The 21,720-nt window shown below is 61.1% G+C and carries 16 protein-coding genes and 1 pseudogene; 1 reads left to right on the forward strand and 16 read right to left on the reverse strand.

The genetic code is table 11. The features are described 5' to 3' along the window. Positions 1 to 26 precede the first annotated feature (26 nt). From DOCECA_RS09690 to DOCECA_RS09715, 6 genes and pseudogenes are all read right to left on the reverse strand, one after another. Positions 27 to 1,970: a sigma-54-dependent Fis family transcriptional regulator gene (locus DOCECA_RS09690; RefSeq protein ID WP_434647870.1), complete on the reverse strand. Its 1,944-nt coding sequence runs from the start codon at positions 1,968 to 1,970 to the stop codon at positions 27 to 29. A 108-nt stretch (positions 1,971 to 2,078) separates the two neighbouring features. Further along, entirely contained in the window at positions 2,079 to 3,050 is a 972-nt protein-coding gene (locus DOCECA_RS09695) for an alpha/beta hydrolase (protein ID WP_445571866.1), read from the reverse strand. A 64-nt stretch (positions 3,051 to 3,114) separates the two neighbouring features. After that, on the reverse strand, positions 3,115 to 4,137 hold the full coding sequence (locus DOCECA_RS09700; RefSeq protein ID WP_434647864.1) for a transketolase family protein: 1,023 nt from the start codon (positions 4,135 to 4,137) through the stop codon (positions 3,115 to 3,117). Then, positions 4,134 to 4,982: a transketolase gene (locus DOCECA_RS09705; RefSeq protein WP_434701934.1), complete on the reverse strand. Its 849-nt coding sequence runs from the start codon at positions 4,980 to 4,982 to the stop codon at positions 4,134 to 4,136. The genes DOCECA_RS09700 and DOCECA_RS09705 overlap by 4 nt, the downstream gene beginning before the upstream one ends. Before the next feature lie 17 nt (positions 4,983 to 4,999). Beyond that, positions 5,000 to 6,297, reverse strand: a pseudogene (locus DOCECA_RS09710) (MFS transporter). Between the two features lie 99 nt (positions 6,298 to 6,396). Next, positions 6,397 to 7,146 carry an SDR family NAD(P)-dependent oxidoreductase gene (locus tag DOCECA_RS09715; protein ID WP_420763654.1) on the reverse strand — a complete coding sequence of 250 codons (750 nt, stop codon included), beginning with the start codon at positions 7,144 to 7,146 and terminating at the stop codon, positions 6,397 to 6,399. Positions 7,147 to 7,341: 195 nt separating this feature from the next. Here DOCECA_RS09715 and DOCECA_RS09720 point away from each other — a divergent pair, with 195 nt between their 5' ends. Further along, positions 7,342 to 8,259, forward strand: coding sequence for a LysR substrate-binding domain-containing protein (locus DOCECA_RS09720; protein ID WP_420763655.1), 918 nt, complete (start codon positions 7,342 to 7,344; stop codon positions 8,257 to 8,259). 66 nt (positions 8,260 to 8,325) lie between these two features. Here DOCECA_RS09720 and DOCECA_RS09725 read toward each other — a convergent pair whose 3' ends face one another. The 10 genes from DOCECA_RS09725 to DOCECA_RS09770 all read right to left on the reverse strand — a co-directional run bounded on the left by DOCECA_RS09725 (position 8,326) and on the right by DOCECA_RS09770 (position 21,628). Then, positions 8,326 to 9,453 (reverse strand): glycosyl transferase, encoded by a 1,128-nt coding sequence (locus DOCECA_RS09725; RefSeq protein WP_445571867.1) that lies wholly within the window; start codon positions 9,451 to 9,453, stop codon positions 8,326 to 8,328. After that, positions 9,444 to 10,553, reverse strand: a complete 1,110-nt coding sequence (wecB, locus tag DOCECA_RS09730) for a non-hydrolyzing UDP-N-acetylglucosamine 2-epimerase (RefSeq protein WP_434647854.1) — start codon at positions 10,551 to 10,553, stop codon at positions 9,444 to 9,446. The genes DOCECA_RS09725 and wecB overlap by 10 nt, the downstream gene beginning before the upstream one ends. Beyond that, on the reverse strand, positions 10,550 to 12,136 hold the full coding sequence (locus tag DOCECA_RS09735) for an NAD(P)-binding protein (protein ID WP_445571868.1): 1,587 nt from the start codon (positions 12,134 to 12,136) through the stop codon (positions 10,550 to 10,552). The genes wecB and DOCECA_RS09735 overlap by 4 nt, the downstream gene beginning before the upstream one ends. Further along, positions 12,126 to 13,400 carry an NAD-dependent epimerase/dehydratase family protein gene (locus tag DOCECA_RS09740; RefSeq protein ID WP_445571869.1) on the reverse strand — a complete coding sequence of 425 codons (1,275 nt, stop codon included), beginning with the start codon at positions 13,398 to 13,400 and terminating at the stop codon, positions 12,126 to 12,128. The genes DOCECA_RS09735 and DOCECA_RS09740 overlap by 11 nt, the downstream gene beginning before the upstream one ends. A 3-nt stretch (positions 13,401 to 13,403) precedes the next feature. Next, positions 13,404 to 13,805, reverse strand: a complete 402-nt coding sequence (locus DOCECA_RS09745) for a GtrA family protein (protein WP_445571870.1) — start codon at positions 13,803 to 13,805, stop codon at positions 13,404 to 13,406. After that, positions 13,802 to 14,488 (reverse strand): class I SAM-dependent methyltransferase, encoded by a 687-nt coding sequence (locus DOCECA_RS09750; RefSeq protein WP_445571871.1) that lies wholly within the window; start codon positions 14,486 to 14,488, stop codon positions 13,802 to 13,804. Before DOCECA_RS09750 ends, DOCECA_RS09745 begins: the two co-directional genes overlap by 4 nt. A 92-nt stretch (positions 14,489 to 14,580) precedes the next feature. Beyond that, the gene (locus DOCECA_RS09755; protein ID WP_445571872.1) at positions 14,581 to 15,603 is read right to left on the reverse strand and encodes a glycosyltransferase family 2 protein; all 1,023 of its coding nucleotides are present in this window, start codon (positions 15,601 to 15,603) and stop codon (positions 14,581 to 14,583) included. Between the two features lie 12 nt (positions 15,604 to 15,615). Next, positions 15,616 to 17,925 carry a phospholipid carrier-dependent glycosyltransferase gene (locus tag DOCECA_RS09760; RefSeq protein ID WP_445571873.1) on the reverse strand — a complete coding sequence of 770 codons (2,310 nt, stop codon included), beginning with the start codon at positions 17,923 to 17,925 and terminating at the stop codon, positions 15,616 to 15,618. Positions 17,926 to 18,212: 287 nt separating this feature from the next. Then, positions 18,213 to 20,687, reverse strand: a complete 2,475-nt coding sequence (locus DOCECA_RS09765; protein WP_445571874.1) for a glycosyltransferase — start codon at positions 20,685 to 20,687, stop codon at positions 18,213 to 18,215. 122 nt (positions 20,688 to 20,809) lie between these two features. Beyond that, positions 20,810 to 21,628: an ABC transporter permease gene (locus tag DOCECA_RS09770; protein ID WP_420763665.1), complete on the reverse strand. Its 819-nt coding sequence runs from the start codon at positions 21,626 to 21,628 to the stop codon at positions 20,810 to 20,812. Positions 21,629 to 21,720: the final 92 nt, after the last annotated feature.

The following is a 21,720-nucleotide window of genomic DNA, read 5'->3' on the forward strand; positions in this document are numbered from 1 at the left end:
AGGGCGCCGGCATTTTCATGGGCGTATCAGAACTGGTCGTTGGGCGCGACGACGCCGTGCTTTTTCATCTTGCGGTACAGCGTGGAGCGAGAGATGCCCAGTTCGGTAGCGACGGCGCTGATGTTCCAACGATGCTGACGCAAGGTCGCCAGCAAGCGGCGGGCCTCTTCGTCGCCCAACTGTTCGCCCAGCTTGCCGGACAACGGTGTAGTGTTGTCGAGCAATGACAGCCGCCGTGGCGCCAGCACTTCGCTGGGCAAGCAGTCCAAGTCGATGACCCCGTCTTCGGCCAGGGCTACCGCGTAACGCAGGGCGTTGAGTAATTGGCGGATATTGCCAGGCCACTGATAGTCGAGCAGGCATTGGCGGGCGTCCGCGTTCAGCCGTAGCCCGCGAGTTTGGTCCTGAGCCGCGAGTAATTGATCGATCAGCGCGGCGCGATCACTGCGTTCGCGCAAGGCGGGCAGCGCCAGGTTCATGCCGGCGAGGCGATAGAACAGATCTTCGCGAAAGCGCTTCTCGCCGATCATCGTAGGCAGGTCCTGGTGAGTCGCCGAGATGACCTGGACGTCCAACGTCACCGGCACTTCAGCCCCCAGCGGCGCGATTTCCCGCTCCGCCAGTACCCTCAGCAAGCGGGTTTGCAAATGGGCGGGCATGTCGCCAATCTCATCGAGAAACAGCGTGCCGCCGTTCGCCAGTTCCAGCTTGCCCTTCATGCCTTTTCGGTTGGCGCCGGTAAAACTGCCGGCGCGATAGCCGAACAGCTCGCTCTCGATGAGCGTCTCTGGGATGGCCGCGCAATTGAGCGCAACGAACGGGCCTGAGCGACGACGGCTGGCCTGGTGGATGGCTCGGGCAAAGGCTTCCTTGCCGGTGCCGGTTTCGCCGGTAATCAAAATAGGGATGCCTTTGTCGATCACCTTGCGCACCCGCCGCACGCTCTGTTGCAGTTGAGGGTCGAGGCCGGCAAGTTGTTGCAGCTCCGGGTGAGCGTCAAGGGCAGGGCGGGCGATGGGGCGCGAGCGGTGTTGTTGGGATGGAATCCGCAGGCCGACCTCCAGCAGCGCTTCATCGCGAAGACCACGCAAACGCACGCCCTGGGCGCCGCCATTGGTGAGCTTCAGCAATTCGTCCATTGTGGTGGGAAGCAGGCGATCGATGGGCGTGCCCAGCAACCGCGGCCCCTGAGCCAGCTCCAGGGCGACAAATGCCGCACGGTTGGCCCCGATGACGCGGCCGTTTTCATCGAGTGCCAGCAATTGCTCGTTGGCCAGGTCGGCGATTTCATCCAGGGGCTTGAGGGACAAGGTCAAGCGGTCGCGGTAGCTCTGGCGAAAATGTGCGTTCTCGATCAGACGCGCATACATGATCACCAGTTGCAGCGTCAGGTATTGGCTTTCCCGGGGGCCTGCGCTGTTCATGCAGGTCGCATTGAGGCAACCGCGCAACAGGCCCTGGGCATCGAAAATGGGCGCCACCGAACAGCTCAGGCTGAAATTGGACGCCAGGAAATGCTCCTCCCGATGAATGATCAACGGCTGCGCGGCTGCTAGCGTGGTGCCGATGCCATTGGTCCCCACCACCGATTCCTCCCACTGCGCACCCACCACCAGCCCGGACTGCGTATAGATGTCGTGCTGGTCGGGCAGTCGGGAATCCAGGGTAATGCCGCGCTCGTCGCTCAGCAGCACGGCAAAACCGGCGGGCACCACGCGCCGGGCCAGACCGCTGACGCCTTGGCTGGCGATGGAAAGATATTGCTGGTGCTGTTCCTGATGACGCCGGATGTCCTCGGCGCTGAGGATGTTCTTGCGGCTCGCCGCGCCAGGGTCGAGCCGGTGCTCCACGACGCTGCGGTACCAGGACTGGGCGATGACGCCATCGGGCTTCAGGCCGCGTCCGGAAAAATGATCGTTGACGAAGGCTGCCAGTTCGCTCGGGATAGGCTGCGCGCTATGCAGGGTCATGAAATGCTCCATCAGGCGTGAATCCCGCGAAGGGGCTTCACGGCGATCTTGTTATTGGACGATGGCCGCCGTTGCAAGTATCTACCATAGACGCTGGCGCGTAAGTTTTCATCGTTGGGTTGAAGGTCCGGATCCGATTAACCTCATCCTCAGAAAAACGCTCAGCGCCCGGACGATGTCGCGGGACGCTTGATCCGCGATGCGCCCTGGCACCTGGTCGAACATATGGGGCGCGCCGGGATAGACATAAAGTTCGGTGGCAACGCCTGCGCGAATCAGCCTCATTGCAAAATCGACGTCCTCCTCGAGGAACAAATCTTGAGAACCGACCGAAATGAACGTCGGTGGCAGGTTACGCAGGTCTGGTTGCAGCGCCGGTGAGAACAGACCCACACGATCGTCGTCCAGGGGGGCGCCCCCGCGAAGGCACTGCCAGCAGAACTGATTGGGCTCCGGCAGCCAACTGAATGTGTCTGTGTCGCGGCTCGGGTAGGGTGATTGCGTCGAGCCTGTGCGGTGATCGAGCATGGGATAGACGAGCACCTGGCCGACGATCGGATACCGCGCTTTGTCGCGAGCCATGATGGCCAATGCGGCGGCCAGCCCGCCACCGGCGCTATGACCCATGACCGCAATGCGCCGGGGATCCAGGCCCAGGTCCTGGCTGTTTTCGAACAGCCAGGCGAGGGCGGTGTAACAGTCGTCAAGGGGCGCTGGAAAGGGATATTCGGGCGCCAGTCGATAATCCACTGCAACGATGTACGCACCTGACTCGTCGGCCAGGTCGGCCAGAAAGTCATCGGCCATTTCGGGGCTTCCGAGTACGAAGCCACCGCCATGGATAGACAGGATCGCCGGCAGGTTCGCATCAGGCTCGAGGCCTTCCGGCCGGTAGATGCACAGGCGCAGGCGTTCGTCATCGGTGCCTGGAATCCACCGCACTTCGCATCGCGCGCGGTGCTCGGGTTTGAAGGTCGAATGTACTCGGGCGCGGATGGCCGGTAGCGTGCCCACCGACCATTGTTCCGCACCCGAGGCCACAAGACCGCGGAATATGGGATCGAGCCATTCATCAGACATCAGGTTTCGCTCCCCTTTGCTTGGAGCCGCCGGGTACCCGTCGCCGATACCCGGCGGTTTGCTGTTAAAGCCAGGCTTTGATTTGCGCGCAAACGGCCTGGGTGGAAATGCCGTAGCGATCATGCAGTGTCGGCAGCGCGCCTGCGTCGAGGAAGGCGTCTGGCAATGCAATTTGTCTGAACGTCGGCGTCACCCCGTTGCGCAGCAGGACCCCGGCAACCGCTTCGCCCAGCCCGCCGATGATGGAGCTGTTTTCTGCGGTCACCACCAATCGTCCCGGCTTTCTGGCCTCGGCAAGCAGGGTATGTTCATCCAGCGGCTTGATGGTCGGCATGTGCAATACCGCGACATCGACGCCGTCTGCCTGCAGTTGCTTGGCTGCTTCCAACGCACGCATTGTCATCAACCCAGTGGAAATGATCAGCACGTCGTTGCCGGTACGCAGAGTCTTGGCCTTGCCGATCTCGAACGTGTAGCCGTATTCGTCCAGCACCAAGGGTACGTTACCGCGCAACAAACGCATGTAGACCGGGCCTTGGTGGGCGGCGATGGCGGGCACGGCCTGTTCGATTTCCAGCGCGTCACAGGGATCGACAATCATCAGGTTGGGCATGGCGCGAAATATCGCCAGGTCGTCGGTGGCCTGGTGGCTCGGACCATAACCGGTGGTAAGACCCGGCAAGCCACAGACGATCTTGACGTTGAGGTTTTCCTCGGCAATTGCCATGCAGATGAAATCGTAGGCCCGACGGGAAGCGAACACCGCATAGGTCGTGGCAAACGGCACGAAACCTTCCCGGGCCATGCCCGCCGCAGCGCTCATCAGCAATTGCTCAGCCATGCCCATCTGGTAGAAACGGTCCGGATGGGCCTTGGCGAAGATGTGCAGGTCGGTGTATTTGGACAGGTCGGCGGACAGCCCGACGATGTCCTGGCGCTGGTCCGCCAATGCGGCCAGTGCATGGCCGAATGGCGCAGGTTTCGTCGCTTGGCCCTCGGCCGCGATCGAGGCAATCATCGCCGAAGTGGTCAGGCGTTTTTTGCCCGGCTCGATTTTCGCGTTCGATGTGTTGGCGGCGTTGCTCATGAGTGTCTTCCTTCTTCGAGGTTGTTCAGCGCCAGGTCCCACTCGTGTTCTTCGACGCGGATGAAATGGGTCTTTTCGCGGTTCTCCAGGAACGGCACACCCTTGCCCATGCGTGTATCGCAGATGATCACCCGAGGCACGCTGGAGGAGTGGTTGCGCGCGGCATCGAAGGCCGTCACCAAGGCGTCCAGGTCGTTGCCGTCGACGCGCTGGGTGAACCAGCCAAACGCTTGCCAGCGGTCAACGATCGGCTCGAACGAGAGGATCTCGCTGGAGTATCCATCGGCCTGCTGGTTGTTGACGTCGACGATTGCGATCAGGTTGTCGAGCTTCCAGTGCGAAGCGGACATCACCGCTTCCCAGGTCGAACCTTCGTTCAATTCACCGTCCGATAGCAGGTTGTAGACGAAAGCCGACGAGCCTTTGCGCTTGAGGCCCAGGCAGGCGCCTACCGCGATGCCCAGCCCTTGGCCGAGGGAGCCTCCGGTTATTTCCATGCCCGGCGTGTACGCCGCCATGCCCGACATGGGCAGCCGGCTGTCGTCCGCGCCGTAGGTTTCCAACTCATCGAGCGGAACGATCTGGGCCTCGATCAATGCCGCGTACAACGCAATCGCGTAGTGGCCGATGGAGAGATAGAAGCGGTCACGTTGCTCCCATTCAGGGTCTTGGGGTCGATAGCTCATGGCGTGGAAGTACGCGACCGCCAGCAGGTCGGCGGCGCCCAGGGCCTGGCCGACATAGCCTTGGCCTTGCACCTGCCCCATGCGCAGCGCGTGATGACGGATGTTGTGGGCACGGTCGGCCAGGGACAGGGGGGAAGCAGGTGAAAGCGAGCGAGTCATGGTGGAACTCCGGTGACTTAACGATTGACCAGGGCGGCAGGAATGCGCAGCACCAACGAGGCGCCGCCCAGCAGTACGCCGGTGATCAGGTACATGCCGATGGCGCTGGAGCCGGTTTGCGTGGTGATCCAACCAATCAGGTAGGGCGAGCAGAAGCCGGCGAGGTTGGCGAAGCTGTTGACCGCCGCGATGCCTGCGGCGGCGGACACCCCGCCGAGCAGGGTCGTGGGCAGCATCCAGAACATCGAGGAGGCGGACAGGATGCCGGACGCCGCCAGGCACAGGCTCAGGATGGACAACAAGATGTTGCCTCCCAGCAGCGCAGCGAGCGTCAGGCCGATGGCACCGGCAATCATTGGTGCAATCAGGTGCCAGCGCCGCTCGCGGTGTTTGTCGCCGCTGCGGCCGATCAACAACATGGCCGCAATCGCGCAAAGGTAGGGCAGGCTGGTCAGGAAACCAATGTGCAGCGGATTGGAAACCCCGGCGTTGCGCACCAGCGTCGGCAGCCAGAAAGTAATGGCGTATTGGCCCATGACACGCAGAAGTAAATACCGGCCAACAGCCACAGGCGGCGGTCCCGGACGAACTCGCCCACCGAGGCATGGGTGACCTTCTGCTGGTTGTCCTCGGCCAGCTCACGGCTGACCAGCGCTTTCTCTTCGTCGTCCAGCCAATGGGCCTGATGCACGCCATCCTTGAGGTAACTCAGCACCAGCAACCCGACAACAACGGTGGGAATGGCCTCGAGCACGAACATCCACTGCCAACCGGCCCAGCCGTGCACGCCGGCGAAATGGTTCATGATCCAGCCCGACAGCGGGCCGCCCACCATGCCCGACAACGGGATGGCGATAAACCAGAGCACGGTCATGCGCGCACGCCGGTAGGACGGGAACCAGTAGGTGAGGTACAGCAGCAAACCCGGTGCCAGCCCTGCTTCGGCGACCCCGAGCAGAAAGCGCAAGGCATAGAACTGCCAAGCGGTCTCAACGAAGGCGAACAGCGCGGAAATGATGCCCCAGGTGATCATGATTCGCGCGATCCAGACGCGAGCGCCGACCTTGTGCAGGATGACGTTGCTGGGTACTTCGCAGAGGAAGTAGCCGATGAAAAACATCCCCGCGCCCAGTCCGTAGACGGTTTCGCTGAGCGCCAGGTCGTTCATCATCTGCAGCTTGGCAAAGCCGACGTTGACCCGATCCAGATAGGCGCACAAATAGCACAGCATCAGGAAGGGCATCAGCCGCCAGGCCGTTTTCCGGTAGGCATTGGAGCGCACGGTCGAAACCGCTTCGAGCGACAAAGTAGTCATGATGGCCTGATCTCTTGTTTTTATTGACCGCCAGGCAAACAGCCCGGCAGGGGTCTTCGATCCAGAACCGCACGGGCCGCACTGGCCCGCCCAGATACATCAGTGAATCAGCATTCCGCCGTTCACATCCAACGTGATGCCAGTCAGGTACGAGGATAAATCGCTGGCCAGGAACAGGGCCGCGTTCGCGACGTCCTGGGCCTCGCCCAGGCGACCCAACGGAATGCCGTCGATGATGGCGTGGCGACGCTCATCCTGCATGAGGCCGCCGGTGATGTCGGTGTGGATCAGGCCCGGGGCGATGGAATTGACACGCACCTTGTCCGGACCCAATTCCCGGGCCATTGCCTTGGCCAGGCCCAGCACACCGGCCTTGGCGGCGCTGTAGTGCGGCCCACCAAAGATGCCGCCACCACGTTGGGCAGACACCGAAGACATGCAGACGATGCTGCCGCCTTGCTGCTCGCGCATCAGCGGGATCACCGCCTGCGACATGAGCAGGGTGCCGCGCAGGCTGACGTCCAATACCTTGTCGTAGTCCGACCCGCGAATGTCGAGGGTTTTGAGGGGTTGGGTGATGCCAGCGTTGTTGACGAGAATGTCGATGCGGCCGAAATGTTCGATGGCCCGTGAGACGGCCCGTTGGACCTGCGCTTCATCGGCGACGTTGGCCGCAAGGCCGAGATGGCCTTCGCCCAGGGCATTGGCGGCATCGCGTGCGGCGGATTCGTCCAGGTCCAGAATCACGACGCGGGCGCCGTGCTGCGCGAACGTCGTAGCGGTGGCGCGGCCAATGCCACGGGCGGATGCGGCGCCAGTAATGATCGCGACTTTGCCTTGGAGAAGCATGGGGAGATACCTCGTATTTGTTTTTATTGGGTCGATTCGGAAAAACCGATGACTTAGCTTCGTCTTGGTCCCCTGGCTGAGCAATGGCCTAAAAGTCATTCAGTGCTGAAAAAAATTCAGCGCTCGTTTGCTTGCGGTTGGAAGGTTTCACGGCGAAGCTCAACAATCATTAGAGCTATTGTCGAGTGATCTGCCATGCGTACCGACGCCGATGCACCCTTGATTCTCCCACCGCTGAAAGCCATTCAGGCTTTTGAGCAGGCGGCCCGGTTCAGCAACGTCGCCAGGGCAGCGGAAGTGCTGGACCTGACGCCCTCCGCGGTCAGCCATCAATTGGCGAAACTTGAAGCGATGATTGGCCGGCAGTTGTTTGTGCGTGCCGCGCGAGGCGTAACGCTCACGCCCGTGGGAGAGCAATACCTGAAAGAGGTTTCAGGGATCCTCCATAGCCTGGCCGTCGCCACCGAGCGCGCGGCCAGCGACGTGAGCCTGGACTGTTTGCGTCTGCACTCGGCGCCCAGCTTCGGGTTGTTGTGGTTGATGCCGAGGCTGGAAGCGTTCCGCGCCTGCAACCCTGACATCCAAATCAACCTTTCGTGCTCCTACGAATCTCTGCATTTCAGTCGGGACAAGATTGACGTGGACATCCGCCACGGCACTGCAAACTGGCCCAGTTATGAAGTGCGCACCGTCCAGAACGAAACCTTTGCGGTATTGGCTTCGCCGAAACTGCTCGCACAATGTCCGATCCGCAGCGCGTCCGATTTATTGAATTGCGACCTGGTGCTGTCCGAAGCCACTTTGCTCAAATGGCCGCAATGGTTTGCGCAACATGGCCTGGCGCGCCCGGAGAAGCCTTACGCCTTGAGTTTCGATCGGTCGTACATGTCGCTGGAGGCCGCCAGTCATGGATTGGGCTTCGCCTTGGAAAGCACATTGCTGGCGCAAAAATATCTGGCGACCGGCAGCCTGGTCGAGGTGGCGCCCGAGGCGCTCAGCGCGCCTGTGGCTGCCCACCACCTGGTATTCCCGAAAGCCCACTCGAGCTTCCCCCGCGTCCGGCGTTTCCTGGAGTGGATGGAAAGTGAGCTGGGGCAGGGCTTCGCGTATTAACGGGTCAGGGAGACTGCCCCTGGGCGGTGGCGGTCGACGGCTTTAGGGCAGTAACAGTCGGATCATTTAGGGTGCTTGCGGCGTTTCCAATGCGCAACCGGTGAGGTTTATCGAAGAAAAACGAACCGCCCAACGATGCGCCTCACGAAACTGTTGAATGGCTGATCGGTCGCTTCGACTGGCAAGCGCTTCAGTGGCGGCTTTTTGCAGGTCCGTGTCTTCATCCAAGATCCAGACCCCCGGTTCCTTGTCTCGCAAGGCCATTTCACCGAAGCGGGTGGTGAGGACGGGCAGGCCGAGGGCGCGGTACTCGTAGTATTTGATCGGGTCGACCGAAGCGGTCAGGCGGTTGAGCTTGAACGGGATCAAACCCACCGAAAACGTGGCCATGGCGGCGATCGCACCGGCATGGGAACACTCGGGGAGTAGTTCGATGTTGGCGGGCAAGACGCGACGCGGTGGAGTGAACAGGGGGCCGATCAGTTTGATCCGGTTTCCAGGGTTGGCCTGGGCCAGCGCGATCACCAGATCCCAATCGAACCAATGACCCAGCGTGCCGACGTAGCCGATCACTTGTTGTTTGGGGCCCAGGTCGAGGCTTTCGACCGGTGCCAGTCGCTGCATGTCGCAGGCGTTGAGGGCCAGTTCTATCTGGTCGGTCATGCCCAGGAGCTTGTCGCGAAGGGGGCTGGACGATGCCAGCACTTTATCCACCCGTTGGATGAGCTGCGTCTGGCGACGTGCCATCGACCTGCGTGACAGGCCCTGGTAGAAGGCCGGAAAATCGTCCATGGCATCGTAGACGGCACGGCTTGCGGGGATGAGCGCCAACAGTTGCAAGGCCAGTTCCGAAGGCTTTGCAATACACACCACGCAGGGCTTTTCCGCGGAAAATGCCATGACCTCCCTGAACAGGTTGCGCCACAGCCGCTTGAGCACCAGCGCCGAGCCGGGAAGGGGTTCGATGGGAAGACTGTGGGGTTTGCAGACCCGCAACCAGGCAGGGGCGTTGGTGTTTTGCGGGTTGGCAACAGGTGGCTTGCGCCTGAAATCATCGAGTGTTGGCAAGCGCGTCGGATACGGATCGATCCAAAGCACCGTTGCCCCGGTCCGGTGGTGATACCAGTCGACGAAGTGATGGGGGCGCTGGCTGAAGCTGGCCCATGGCACCGGCGACAGGTAGATCATCCGCATGACTGCAAGTGCTGCCTCAAGACTTCGACGATGCGGGCTGCGGCCTTGCCGTCGCCATAGGGAGAAACCCCGCGTGCCATGCTCTGATAGGCCTGGGGATCATCGAGCAGGCGCTGTGCCTGTTCGACGATGGTGGTCCGGTTGGCGCCCACCAGCTTGACCACGCCGAGGTCGACCGCCTCCGGGCGCTCGGTTTCCTCTCGCAGCACCAGCACCGGTTTGCCCAGGGCCGGGGCTTCTTCCTGCACACCCCCCGAATCACTGATGATCAAGTACGAGCGCTTCATCGCCGCGATGAACGGCGCGTAGTCCAAAGGCGCGCAGAGGAGGATGTTCGGGGTCTGGCCGAGCAGGCGGTGCGCGACATCCTTGACGTTTGGATTGGGGTGGACGGGATAGAGTATTTGAATGCCTGGATTGCGTTCGGCCAGGCGCTTGAGGGCCTGGCAGATATCCTGGAACGGCTCGCCGAAGTTCTCCCGGCGATGGGAGGTGACCAGTACCAGGCGCTTGCCGGGGTCCACTGGGACGTCCAAGTCGCAGTCCTGTGCCGCAGTCATCAGCAAGGCATCGATCACGGTGTTGCCCGTCAGGGTGACGGCGCTGGCGTCGACGCCTTCGCATAGCAGGTTGTCGACGGCGCGCTGGGTTGGCGCGAAATGCCAGCGGGTCAGTTTGCCGGCGATCACCCGGTTGGCTTCTTCGGGGAACGGATTGAAGATGTCCCCGGTCCGCAGGCCCGCTTCGACATGGCCAAAGGGAATGCGCAAGTAGAAACACGCCAGTGCGGCGGACATGACCGTGGTCGTGTCGCCTTGCGCCAGCACGACATCCGGCTTTTCCGATTGCAGGACGCCGTCGAGTTCAAGCAGCAAGCGTGAGGTCAATGTTGCCAATGACTGATCGGGCCGCATGATGTCCAGGTCCAGGTCGGCTGTGATTGCGAAGCCCTCCAGTACCTGGTCCAACAGGGCTCTGTGCTGGGCGGTGGCGAGCACCCGGCAAACGATATTCCTTTCGGCTTGCAGCGCCTTGATCACGGGAGCCATCTTGATCGCTTCCGGGCGCGTACCGACGATGCAAAGTACCTTACGAGTCATGCCTTCTGATTTCCTATCGTTGTGGCAAGTGAGCGGGCTATCCGGTCCGCGTTGGCCATGAGCGTCAGCGTGTGGGATTTTTCCGTCAGGCTGGGCAGGCAGGCCCCGTCGACAATATGCACGCCGCCAAGGCCCGCGACTTCGCCCAGGTTATCGGTCTGTCCGATCTTGGGCACCGAGTGCATGGGCAGGGTTCCCGCGTAATGAATATCGGCCCCGGGCCCGCCGGGGGTGAAGCTCATGGGCATCATCAGCGCGCCCATTTTCCAGTAGATCCGCCGCAGCTTTGCTTCGGCAGCCTTCATGAGCCGGGGCAGCTCAGGGTGGATTTGGCCGGTGACGCTCAACGAACCATCGGGGCGCAAGCGCGCTGTGTTGTGGGACAAGTGCCCCGGCAGGAAAAGGTTCCCCACCAGGCAGGCGCTGAGCAGGTTCTTCAGCAGTTCGATGCTGTGGCGTTTGTCCAGGGGTATCCGGCTGACGAACTCGCTCATCGGCAAGCCTGTGGTGCTGAACGTCGAGCCAAAGGCTGTGGCATTGGCCGATAGCTCCAGGGCGAACGAAAGCTGCCCCAGGCCAAAGGTCGGCCCCCTTGGAGTGCCGAGCATTCTGGGCAGCCATAGCACAAAGGCCGCCGTTGGCGATGAGAGCAATGGTATCGGGGCCAAATGGTTCAGGCGCTTGAGGGCGAGCCGGGTCGAGGCCAGGGTGCCGGCCGCCAGCAGCAGGCGTGTTGCGCAGAAACGCCGGGCGGAACGACGATCACTGATCACCCATGAACCGTCCTGCCCCAGCAGGTCGTCCACCAGAAAGCCCTGGACATGCTGGAAGCCGGGGTACTGCTTGAGCTTTCCCAACTCTTGCGAGGCGCTGTACAGGGCCTGGTTGTGACAGCCCCACAAACAGTTTCCAGACAAGTCGCAGGCCCTGCGCTCGTCCAGGGGCTGGCTCAGCACGGCGACCCTGGAGCGGCCAAGGCGAAACCCCAGTTCAGGAAACGCCGGTCGGCGCCGCGCGTATCGATCGAGCAGGCGTTGGTGCAAAGCGTCCAGCGGCAGGGGCGGTTGCGACCACTCATCGAGGCCGAAGTAGTTCGACAGGTCATCGTCGATTCGGCCACTGATACCGATCCGGCGCGCGACCGTTTCGTAGGACGCCTGCATCTCGGAATAATCGATGGGCAGCCCGGCAAAGTCGCTGGCGCCAAGCGTCGCCACGCCGCAGCCCCAGGCATTGGACAGGCCACCCGTTGCCAGTGAGCCGACGCCGATGAAGTGGTCGGTCTCGATGCGGTTGCCGGCGCTGAATCCATCGAAGACATGGGCGTGGGTCGGTGTCTTCAGCTTGGGCGACACAGCCTCCTGTTGGTTCAGGGCGTGGAAGTTTTCGCCGATCATCCATTTCCATTGATGCTCGTCGTTTGCCCGTGCGTCGAGGAATGGTCGACTCGGTAGTACCGGTGAGCCGATGTCGGCGTGGGCATCGACCATGAGGACCTTCAGGCCCGCCTTGACCAACGGGTAGGCAGCCGAAGTCCCGGCCGGGCCGCTGCCGACGATGATCACATCGAATTCAGGCGTCACGGTGGGCTTCACTTTCACGCAGCAGTTGGCGGGCAAGGGGACGGCACGCCAGCGCCGCCAGTTTCCACGCCAGGGCCTTGAGCACGGCCACGCCCAGCGCAACCAGCGTCCCGACCAGTCGGCCCGGTGGCTGGGCGCCGAGAAACACCTGCGCGCCCCGGGGGCTGGCTTCGGCGATACCCAGTGCCACCTGCAGGCGCCAGGCCAGCTCCTGGCCATCGGATGACTGCTGGGGGCCAGGGTCGTCCAGCAGGGCCAGTAGAATCGGCCAGCGCATCAACAAGCGGGAGTGGACGACGGGTCGGGTTTTGCCAGCGTGCTCCAGTGCCCTGGCGTAGCGAATGACCAAGCTTGTTGGCGGGGGCCGTTTGAGCAGATAGCTCAAGAGCACCCCGGCTTCCCGAAGAAGGCCCCGACGTTGTCCATGGCCGGAGCGGTGCATGCCATGGGCAAGGGGACGCAACCGGATGCCTATTTCTTGCAGGGAGCGCTCGCTGTCCATGGGTGGCAGCTGGACCAGGGAGAAAATTCGCGTCAGGCCCAGTTTCGTACTCAAGGATTGCCCCAGTGACCGGCGCAACAGCCTGAGCAATGCCACCGGTACGGGGATGGGCAGGCGCATGGCACGGACCCGGTGCGTCGCGATCGACATCAGGAAGTGGCCAAAGGTAATCGGTCGCGCGGCGCCCAGGTTAAGGATTTCGGCACGAATGTCGTCCCGCTCGACAACGGCCAGAATGGAGGCCGCGAGGTCGTCGACATGAATGGGTTGCACCCGAGGCGCCGGCAGGAGGACCGGTATGAACGGGCTTCGGCGAACCAGCCCGCACAACAGGCCGAAGAGCCCACGTTCGGGCCCGCCATAGACTTGGCCGGGGCGGACCACGGTGCCGCCGGCGGCGAGCACGTCTTGTTCAATGCGCCATTTCGTCCGGCCATAAACGCTGGGAGCCGCGGCCTCGGCGGTTTGACTGGAAATGAAAACAAACTTGGCCGAGCCTTGTCGGGCACAACGAATCAGCGCCTGGGCCGCCCTGAGTTCTTCGTCCGGGTCGGTGTGGGCAGTGTCGGCAGCCAGGTGGATCAGCGCCTGGGTACCGGCGGGGCATTCGGGGGCCGGGCCCCGCAGGTCATAGGGAAGCCAGGCATGAGCGGCGGCGCACGGCCGGCGGGTGGCGCAAATGACCTCGTGCCCGCTTGCCGCCGCAAGGGCTGACAAACGTTGTCCGATGTAGCCAGTCGCGCCGGTGATCACCAGTTTCATGCCTCAAATGCCCTCGGCTCGGTCAGCGGGCGTGCGCGTATTGGAATGAAAAACGAACAGTTTGCTGATCCAATAGGTCAAGGCCACGCAGACCACGTCGCAGACAAATTTCACCGGGGCCGGGCTGTCGACGAAATACAGCCCCACGCTGAACAGCACCGAAGCGACCGGGATATTGATGGCCAGCAAAGAGAAATAACGCACCGCTTGGGCCTTGGCGCTGCCATGGAACGACTGGAACGTGAAGTGCCGATGCAAGAAAAACGCGAACACGCCGGCGATGCCTTTGCCAGCGATGTTGGCCAGGATGGGGTGATCTTCGAATAGCGCGACCAACAGCACGAAAGCGCCCATGTCCAAGGCATAGGCGATGAGTTGGATGGCGCCGTACTTGATAAAGGTCAAGACGATCTCCTGAGCACCACAATGTGATGCAGCGCCAGTAGCCGTCGCAACGGATGCAGTAGTTTCTCCATGACTTTGAGCGCGGGGATCAGTGCGTCAGGCAATAACTGGCGGAAGTTCAGGCCTCCGGAAATCAAATAGCGCAGGTAATTGCCGCATATCTCCTGATGGACGATTTCCAGGCCAGGGTACTTGCGTTCGAATGCTTGCCTGTCGCGTACGAAGATGATGTAGCTCAGGGCCTGGTTGGCGCCGTTCATGGGGCCGGTCGACGGCGTTTCCCAGGACGGGAAGTGCCGGTCGAACCCTTCCGACCTGAACAGGCGCTTGTAGAGAAACGCGGCAAAGGGACCGTGGAAGGGCTCGATCAAAGTGACGCCGCCGCCAATCTTGAGGGTCCTTTGCAACTCGGTGAAAAACCGATCGGGATGAGGAAAATGGTGAAAACAGTTTTGGCCGTAAAAGGCCCTGACCGAATGATCGTCCAGGCTCATGGCCTCGGCATTGAGTGCCATGTCCAGTTGTTCGGTGCAGACAACGTCGGTGGCCAGTACCTCGGGGTATGAGTCACGCATGGGCGCGATGCCGGCGCCCAATTCCACTTCAAGGCCCTCGACTTTGAAGTAGCGCGCTGCCAGGCGATGAAACGTGTGGTGGAACTCCACGAACACTTCGCGCAGCATCCGCTTGCGCGCCAGTACTTTGCCGTGAAGATCAAGGCGCTCGATGCCATCGACATCCAGTGCCTTGAGCGACGGGTCCGATAGAAAATCCCTTAGCGCTTTAATGAGTTTTCTTCCCGCAGTGATGTGGCTTTACTACGCCTGGAATGTCGTGGCCTGCTAGGCACCGAGGCGATGTCGTAACCGAGGAACGCCATGATCAATTGCAACCCCATGAGCATGGGCAATGCGCTGAGCATCACGGTTCCGGCGGGTGTCGCAACGCCGTTCTGCGCCGAATCGAACCAGTGGTAACCGCCGAAGAGGATGCCGAACAAGAACATCAGGATCCCGATCGGCAACTCGATCGAAGCCAGGGACATGTCGCGCAAGTAGTAGTTATAGAGCACGCGCTTGGTGAAGTTGCGCAGATGTTTGAACAGGAACTCGCCAATGATTTTCGAGATCTTGAGGTGGCTGACTTCGTCGCCATATCGGGCCTCCATTGGAATATCCACCACCACGGCGCGCACGGTGTTCAGGCGGAACAGGATGTCCGTCTCGAAGAAATAGCGCTCGCTGACCTTGTCCAGGGGCAGCAGCCTGGCGACGTCGCGGTGAATCGCCGTGTAGCCGTTGGTGGGGTCGAACAGGTCCCAGTAACCCGTCGACAGTTTGGCCATCAGCGACAATATGGCGTTGCCAAACAGGCGAAGCCGCGGCATCGACTGGACTTCCTCCAGATTGAAAAACCGGTTGCCCTTGGTGTAGTCGGCTTCACCGGCGAGGATCGGCTCGATGAACAGCGGTATCAGGGCCGGGTCCATCTGGCCGTCGCCGTCGACTTTGACGATGATGCTCGCACCGTCGGCGAGGGCGGCCCGGTAGCCGGTCATGACCGCGCCACCCACGCCTTTGTTGACGTGGTGGGGCAGCACCTTGACCCGAGGGTCGTTACAGGACGCCAGTACGTGCGCGCCTGAATCGTCCGGGCAGGCATCGTCGATGACATAGATGCGCCACACCTCCGGCCCTATGGCGTCTATGACGCCGAGGATGTGCGCGGTGACCCGATAGCTGGGGATGACGACGGCGACGCGTTGTTCGTCCGTGAAAAGCGCTGTTTTTGAATTCATCGATATCGCCCGTTATTGCCTGAATGATAGTGACTTGAACTCCAGGGGAGTGTCTGTATGGCCGGACGCATAAATGATCACGGACGTGGCATTCGCGGGGGCAACGACATTCATCTCATGGGTCTCCCATTGCTCGGTGCATTCAAACGTCTCGATGCTGGCGGCAATGAAGTCACCTTTGGCATCCATCCAATTGGCCTGGATTCTTCCCGTGGTGGCTGTCGTTGCGCAGCGCGCAGACACGCCGTTGATGTACGTCAGCCCTGGTGTCACTTCGACCCGCTGTGTTGCCGGCATCTTCACGTCGACCGTGAGGATCTTGCGCGACGGGTCATAGCTCGAAGGCGACGTCAGGTTCCATCCCTCGAGGCTGGACAGCGCCGGGTTGAGCAGGTGCTCGACGTGCGAGACGTTGAGTTTGCGCAGGTCCAGGTCACCCAGTCGGGCGTATGACGTGGACACATTGCGCAGAAGATCGAGTCGCGCCTGGGGAACTGACTTGAGGTCGATGATCAACCAGTTGACCTGGCGCTGGCGCAAGCGCCGTGCAAGTTCCGATGGAGACGTCGCTGTCTCGAACTCACCTTTCCACTTCAGGTTGTACCAAGACGCGTAAAGGGCATCGCTGCGCAGGCCCGCCATCAACGGAGCCGCAAAGACCGCCACGGGCTGATAGCTGGTGTTCAAGGCGTTGACGGTGTCGACCATTTTCCGGATGGGCAAGCGTTCCTGCAGATACCTCTCTCGACCTGCCTGGCTCAACAATGCAGAGGGTTTGATTTCGCCGTAGTAAGTCGCGGCCTGGATGAAACGGGTATTGGTCAGGATCAACAAGACACCGGCCCCGATGGCGAGGCTGCGTGGGAAGGTCTTGTCGTGGGAAAACGGCAGCGCGAGGATCACCGAGAACAGCGCGAAAGAGGGGAACACGTAACGCAGATAAGCCGTCGATTGAAACGTCATGAACATCGCGCCAGCACCCACCAGGAGAATGCACAGGGCTTTGCGGCTGCCGCTCAACAGCACGGCGAGGGCGGCCGTGGGCAGCAACAGCCACTGGAAGCCTGCCGCTCCGACTCGCCCCTCAATGAACTCGGGCGAGTCAAAGACCATTCGATAGAGGGTGTCCCAGGTCATCCCAGTGCCGAAAGTGGCTGGCGGCTCGAAGTTGATGTTCGGCCAGAGCGGCGAATGGAAAATGGCATTGAAAAACGGAAACACCGGATTGCCAGTCAAATACCCGGCCGAGACGTAAGGGGTCGCACCGGCCAGTATCAGGCCAGCGCTGCCCAGCAGCAGCGTTTTGACGATGCCTTGGATCGCCCAGGCCTTGTACTGCCACAAGAGAACCACCAGCAGGACCGACAGGACGCTCAGGGTCACGGCCTTGGCCGCCATGGCGAAGCCCAGCAGGAGGCCGGCCAGGAGCAATTGCGACAAGCGCTCCCCAGGCTTGGGTGTGAAGCTTGAGACCTTCAGGATCGCCAGGGTCCCGGCCAGCAGGAAGGCGGTCCATGCCGACTCGATGTGCAGGCTGCTGCTCTCGGCAAAGGCGAGAGGCGTCGAGAGAAAAATCAGGCTTGCCCAGCGAGCACTGGAGGCAGAGCCTCCGGCCCAGAGCGTCATGTTGTGGATCTGCCAGGTCACCAATAGGGTGAATGCACAGTTGCTCAAGCGTGACGCCGTTTCGCCGGCGAGCAGATAGACAATGCTGTAGATCCAGTCGGCCAGCATCGGCATGACCGCCCAGACATAGGTGCTCGCGTCGAACGACCATTGATGCCGCTGCGCCAGTTGTGATGGAACGAAGAGGTGCATGGCCAATGCGTCGTGACCGACCTCCGGCATGAAGGCCACCAAGACGTAGAGGCAGGCGAAGCCGCAGATCAGTACGTCGAGCGCCGTTTGGATAGAGGTTTGTGCCGTGCGGAAGGCCTGGATGTGCCCCAGCAGTTCGCGACCTATCGACATGGCATGTTTGTGCCCCAGTAAAAGCGGCAATGACAGCAGCGCGCCATACAGTCCGGGGTAATTGATCGGCCAATAGGCCGCCAAGCCCGTGAACGTCCCGAGCGTACCCGCTCCCACCAGCAGGTGGACGCTCCAATCGGTCGCAAGGTGCCGGCTGAGCATCCACCTGCCGAGCACAGCAGCAGACAAACCGAAGACCGCGACGACGATCACCGGCCCTGCCTGCCCACAAATGACGGACAAGCACGCCAGCAAACCCAGGCAGAGGATAAACGGTGACTTGCGAGTGAAGACGGTGAGGGCGGCCAGGCTTGCCACCGACAGCAATATCGTCCGGGTGGCGCTGTTCATGGGCGCCAGCTCAAGCGTCGAAAAACCGTACGCGCCTACCGCCGCACTGGCCAACAGAACCACCAACACCATTGCGTATTTCAGGCTGTATCTCGGCAAAATATCGTCTCGGCTGAAGGGACAACATTACTCATTCAGGGCTGCCCAAAATCCGTGGCGAGGGAGCTTGCTCTCGCTTGAGTGCGAAGCACTCATGAAAAGGGACTGCCGCACAGCCCAGCGGGAGCAAGCTCCCTCGCCATAGATTCCTCTGACTTCTTGAGTCAGCAATTACGAGCCAACGTCTGCTATGCATCTCGGTACCTGTGGGGGACCCAGGTGCCCCACTTGCTCTCGTAGATCGCCCGGTTCTTCTCGAAAAGTGCCTGTTTTTTACTGGCACCCAAGGCGTTGAACGAGGCGGACAGGTGATGGTGGACAAAGACGTCTTCGGCACAGGCCGCGCGCATGCCACGGCGCTGCACGCGGCGGCAGTAATCGTCATCCTCGAAGAACCCCAGGCCATATTCTTCGCAGAGACCGCCTATCTGCTCGTAGGTCGAGCGTGGAAGCATCACGCAGAAAAACGCCAGGGTGTTGATTTCGAACCACTCGCCCATGCGGGCGCGGGTCAGTCGCGCGGCTTCGGCGGGCATGTCCTCTATTCGCTCATAGTGGGTGCCGACCTTGGCTTCATTGCCGATGTTGTTGGTGATCGGGCCGATGATGCCGATTTCCTTGTTGTCCCGCAGATGGCGGATCAAGCCCCTGACCCAGCCGGCGGTGACGACTGTGTCGTTGTTCAGGATGACCAGATAATCGCCAGTGGCCGCCGCGAGGCCCAGGTTGTTGCCCGCGGCGAACCCCTTGTTCTCGGAGTTCAGGATGACGATCCGGTCAGGATGGCCGTCGGCCCAGGCCGTGAGGTAGGTCGGGGTCTGGTCGCTGGAGTGATTGTCGACGACGATGATCTCAAGGTTCGGGTATTGGCTTTGGGTCAGCAGGCTGTCGAGGCAGGCCTTGGTCAGTTCAAGGTTGTTGTAGGTCAACACCACGACGCTGACCTTGGGCAATGGCAACGTCGCGATGGCCTGGCGCAGGCTGGCGGCTCGATGCTGCCAGGTCTGGCCCTGGGCGAAGGATTGGCGCGCCTGTCGCGTGGCGCCGGCTTCTGGCAGCGCATCCAGGACGTTGCGGACGGCCGAGATGAACTGCGTTGGCTGTTCAACCGTCCAGACCAGTTCGCCGAACTGACTCAACTCCGGCAGTTTTACCGACACCACCGGTTTGCCCGCACTCAGGTACTCATAGACCTTGACCGGGTTGGTGGCGAGGGTCAGCGGCATGACCTTGAACGGAAGCAGGCACACGTCCATGGCGTGCAGGTAGTAGGGCAGGGAGGCATAGGGGACTTCGCCTTCAAAGACCACGTTCGGGCAGGATTTGAAGTATTTCCTTGCCTGGACGGTGTCGCTGCCGATCAACAGGATCAAGTGTTGCGCAAACGTCCGGGCGACTTGCTTGACCAGGTCCAGATCGAACCATTCGGCAATGACGCCGTAATAGCCGATGATCTTCCTGTTCTCGGTGTCCTGATAGACCTTGTCGGGACGCTGCCTGAAGAAGCTGAACTCGCAGGCGTTGCGGATCACCTTGACGTTGCGGTTTTCCCGTTTGCCGTGTTGTTCGATCCAGTCGGAGGTCGCCACCAACAGGTCCGCCCTGCGCATCAAGGCAATCTCAAGGTCGAGCAATTCCTGGGCGACATTGCCGAAGCCTTCGTGGTGGTCCATGCAGTCATAGACCAGCGTGGCGTTGGGGACACGCCTCGCCATGGGGAACCAGTAGGCGTGCTGGACGATGCAATCCACGGAGCAGACATTCGCCGATTCCAGCAGCATCGCCAGGCCTTGGCACAACTGATGGATCGCGGCGGCGGACGGTGGGGCGTGATAGATGGGCGGCGCGCCGCGCACCTTGAAACGGATCTGGAACAGCCGGTCGGAGCCTGCCAAGGGTTCTGCTTCGAAGCCCGGGGCATCATCGTCGATGAAGTTGTTGGAAATATAAAAAGTGGTCTGTCCGGCCCTGGCCAGCTCCTTGGCCAGGTTTTGCGGACGCTGGATGCGAAAGTGCCAGTCGATCACCCCGAACATCAGGATCGTGGGCTGGCCGTGGCTCGACGGTATGGCTAGGTCTACGGGCGGTGGCAGCGATTGCAGCGGGATCAGGCTGGTGGCTGTCGCGGGCTCGCCCGGCGTCGCCTTGGGGCGTTTCAACCAGCTTCGAAGCCGATGCGCCAGCTTGCTTTTCTGGTGCGCGGTGAGGGGCAACCAGGCATAGACCCGGCGCGATATCCGATAAAGCTGTTTGCGTATGGAGTAACGCAGGGGGGCGCGTTCGATGGCGTTGCCCCAGTCCGAAAGCTTGAACAGCTCAGCCTGTTTCGCCGCCAACTGGGCGCGCAGGTCCACCGCCCAATCGGAAAGCGCGACCGCCTCGCTGTGTTTTGTCCGCAGCAGTGCCTCGGTTTCTTTGAGGCGCTGCTCGGCCACTCGCAGTTGCTCACGCAAACGCCCGGTCTTGCCTTCCTGAAGCGCCAGGCGTGTGCGAAGCGCTTGTGAACCAAGACGCAGTTGTCTGATAAGCCGATCTCGGTTCTCGATTTCCTTGACCAACTGCTGGGCTTCAATGGATCTGGATTGTGTTGAGCGAGACAGTTGGTCAATGCAATCAACAAGACGGTTGATCTGGTCCATGCGTTTTTCGAGTCCTTTGGTCATTACGGCAACGCACCCCAAGTGTTTCAGGATCGTCGTCGACTTCAATTACCAGCCGCGCCCAGTCTCCAGTCGCGCCACGAATCATCATAGCGGTTGCTGGGCAGCGCGCCACGCCAACCCGCTCAAATGACATCGGCGAAGCCTTTGCGTGTCCTCTGGAACCACGCAAACCCGACGCAGGCAATCAGCACGGCGACTGCCGAGTAAGTGGCCCATTGTTCCCATTGCGGCGGCCTGCCCCAGAACAACACGTCGCGAACCATCTCCACCGGCAGCGTCAGCGGGTTTGCCTGCAAGGCGACCTGGTAGTTTTGCGGAAGCGTCGAGCGAGGGTAGAAGATCGGCGACAGGAACAGCATCGCGGTGACGACGATGCCGATGAACTGACCGATATCGCGCAGATAAACGCTTATCGAGGCGAGAAACCAGGAGATACCCAGCGTCAGCAATATCAGCGGCAACAGCACCAATGGCAGCAGCAGCGCGGTTATCGGGGGAAGGCCGAACAGAAGCACATAAAAAAGCAGCCATGCCAGCACGCTGATAGCCATGTGGAACAGCGCTGCGCCGAGCGATACGAGGGGCAGGGTTTCCAATGGGAACACGATCTTCTTGACGTAATTGGTATTGGCCAGCACCAGGCCCGGCGCGCGGGTCAGGCATTCGGAGAACAGGTTGAAAACCAGCAGGCCGGCGAACAGCACCAGGGCAAATTCACTTTTGGATTCGCCGCCGCCGGACCACCGAGCCTTGAAGACGACACTGAACACGAAGGTATAGACCACGAGCATGAAAACCGGCGTGAAGAACGACCAAAGGATACCGAGCATCGAACCTTTGTAACGACCGGTCACTTCCCGGCGGATCAACACGTAGATCAGGATCCGATTGATCAAGACGCTCTTGATCATGGCGGCAGGAGAAATACTGAACGACTGCATGGGTGCTTGGTCCTCAAGACAATATCAATTGCTCCTTGGGTTGGGTCTCATGAAGGTTAGACCAAATCGGCTTCATTCAAAGTTTTTTATTC

It is taken from the genome of Pseudomonas sp. E102 (genome assembly GCF_052660185.1).